The sequence below is a fragment of the Candidatus Sarmatiella mevalonica genome (genome assembly GCF_016751895.1).
GTDB lineage: Bacteria > Pseudomonadota > Alphaproteobacteria > Rickettsiales > Rickettsiaceae > Sarmatiella > Sarmatiella mevalonica.
In genome coordinates, this window is record NZ_JACVVM010000105.1 from 1 (window position 1) to 2,497 (window position 2,497).

Here is a 2,497-nt window from a genome sequence, read left to right on the forward strand (position 1 = left end):
TAGACCTCTTTCGAAACTCGCTCATGATGAGCAAATGCGAGGAGTATACGAAGCACAGAGCCGCAGCGTACATGAAGTACGTGAGGACTTGCGCATCGACAGCGTCGCCACAGTTGCCATCGGAGTAGAGTTAGGAAAGAGGTCTATTGTTTATAACTATCGCGAGAAATAAAGTATTAATATCCGTTTTCCGAATTTCCAATTAGTTCTGTCCATTGCCAAAACACAACTTGTGATTCCGAATAAACCGATGATTAACTTAGCAATCGAAATAAAATCTTTAGTAAAGCCTTTCAATAAAATAAATTTGCATTTCTTTCCTTAAAAAATGTAGGGTCCTATGAAGGAAGCACTCAAATATATAGTGCACTACAAAACAAATTACAATCACTCCCCTTTGTTTTTTTTGACAACTATTTTGTTAATAGTGCCATAGTGTAAAGTGCAGAGTAATGCGCTGGTATTTTTTGCTCCAAGAAGCGCGCAAAGCGCTCTCATGTAGACGTAAGATGGTGCTGCACAACGCTAATCCCATGCGCTGCCGCAAACTAAAATGATGTAGCTGTTCATTTGAATTATCGTCCAAGATGCTTTGCACTATTTTAAAGTCTGGTAAATGACAGTTGTTGCTGATAGCCACTCTTATCTTCTCTGCGCCTCCCTCTGTCTGCGTTGTTTGGATGGAATGAATGTGAACAAATATTCTATCATCACTATATTTTACCGCATTATGCAGTAGGTTGAGCATCAAATATTCAATATATTTCTTATTACACGCAATGCTTGCGCCCCCTTCGGCACTTGCCGTTGCATGGGCGTGGGCGCGTGAGTTATTTATAAAACTAAATTGTTTAATTATTAATGGAGATGAGCTATGAGTATGAATAATTTGTATTCTATACGCCATATGCTTAAAATGCTCGAGAATAACTTGCCGTGTGAGTTTCATTAGGTCAATAGACTCCCCTCCACACTCTACTCTAGATACAGACCGTGGCAGCCTTGCCGATTCGAAATTCTCACGTACTCCATGCATCCTTTTGTTCTGTGTTCCGTATACTCCTTGCATTCGCTCATCATGAGCGAGTTTTCTAAGAGCTCTATTTACCTCTCGCATCGTTTTTGATTGAGTGGATTTGGAAAGAGCTTTAATGTTCCTTCTACTCATCGCCTCTTTTTTGGCAAAGTCACATGTGTTAACGGGCTGGTAGTGCGCCGCGAGCTCTTCGATAATATGAGGTATTTTTTGAATTTGTGTCGCAAGTTGCTCAACTATGCGCTTGTTGATTTCTAGTGGATTGCTATAAATAGAACGCTGTAGACACTCTACCGTTTGTAGTATAGGGTGAAAAGAGTTTTTAAGCTCATGTATCAATAACATATAATACAGAGAAGCCACGTGCTTCCGCTTTAATTGCCCGATAGACCCTGACTCTGCAAGCCACCATCCTTCGTTCTCTGCTGATGTAAAATCTTTGCGTGTTGCATAAGATTCAGCTGCATAAGACTCCGCTTTTTTATTAGACTTCTTTGGAAATTCTATTCTTGCTCGCGACTGCATCGTCGCTTCAATACTTGAATCCTCACGTGCTCTATGTACGCTATGGCGCTGTGCTTTGTATATACCATGCATTTGCTCATCATGAGTGAGTTTGGCAAGACGTCTAGTTTCATCTATTACTCGTGTCCGCTCCTCATGAGTGAGCGTGGAGAGAAATTGAATAAACGAAGCCTTATCTTTCATGTGTTGGATCTCTTTATTGTATTGATTTATCTTTATTGCGTTGATTTATCTTTTCTTTTCCAACCTGCGCAAAATCATGCTGCGTTTTAGTCTAGAAACATAGTCTATCATTAGCACTCCAGCCAAATGGTCCATTTCATGCTGTATTACGCGCGCTAACCACCCGTCAGCCTCAATTGTTTGCGGCTGATTATGGTAGTCTAAAAACTGCACAACAATCTTTTCGGCCCTAGGCACATCTATAAATTCTTGTGGCACAGATAAGCATCCCTCCTGTGCTAATACAGTTTCTTCTGAGTAGTGGAGTATTTTAGGGTTAGCTAAAAACAAAGGTCCTTGTAGCTTGGCGCCCTTTTCTTGGGCAGGCGCGGCGCCAAATTGTTCTGTATGAGTGGGTTTTGCAAAGGGTATATCAGATCTCTCGCCTTGTTCGCCATCATCATATCCATCCTCCTCCTCTTGCCCAATATTTTGCAAATCTATAACCAGCATTGCCTTAGCAATGCCAACCTGCACAGCCGCAAGGCCTATGCCAGAGTGCTGATACATAGTTTCTAACATCTCATTAAACAGCTGGCGGGTTTGGTCGTCTACTCTTAATAACTCCTGCGACTTTTGTTTTAAAATAGGGTTTGGGGCGGTAATGAGTTTTAACATCTGCATTTTAACATATAATATCTATAAAATAAACGCAACGGGCCACATTACCAAGCTGTTCTAATATACTTCCTGGCGCAGTTTCGTGCCTTCATG

The 2,497-nt window shown here is 41.2% G+C and carries 3 protein-coding genes; 1 reads left to right on the top strand and 2 read right to left on the bottom strand.

Annotated features, from left to right (window positions below; genetic code table 11):
- Positions 1-34 precede the first annotated feature (34 nt).
- Positions 35-172, top strand: coding sequence for a hypothetical protein (locus tag Sarmat_RS06490; RefSeq protein WP_202149945.1), 138 nt, complete (start codon positions 35-37; stop codon positions 170-172).
- Positions 173-421: 249 nt separating this feature from the next.
- Here the strand turns inward: Sarmat_RS06490 and Sarmat_RS06495 are convergent, their stop codons facing one another.
- Both Sarmat_RS06495 and Sarmat_RS06500 read right to left on the bottom strand, forming a co-directional pair.
- Entirely contained in the window at positions 422-1,744 is a 1,323-nt protein-coding gene (locus Sarmat_RS06495; RefSeq protein WP_202149946.1) for an ATP-binding protein, read from the bottom strand.
- Positions 1,745-1,789: 45 nt separating this feature from the next.
- Positions 1,790-2,407: a peptide deformylase gene (locus Sarmat_RS06500; RefSeq protein WP_202149947.1), complete on the bottom strand. Its 618-nt coding sequence runs from the start codon at positions 2,405-2,407 to the stop codon at positions 1,790-1,792.
- Positions 2,408-2,497 lie beyond the last annotated feature (90 nt).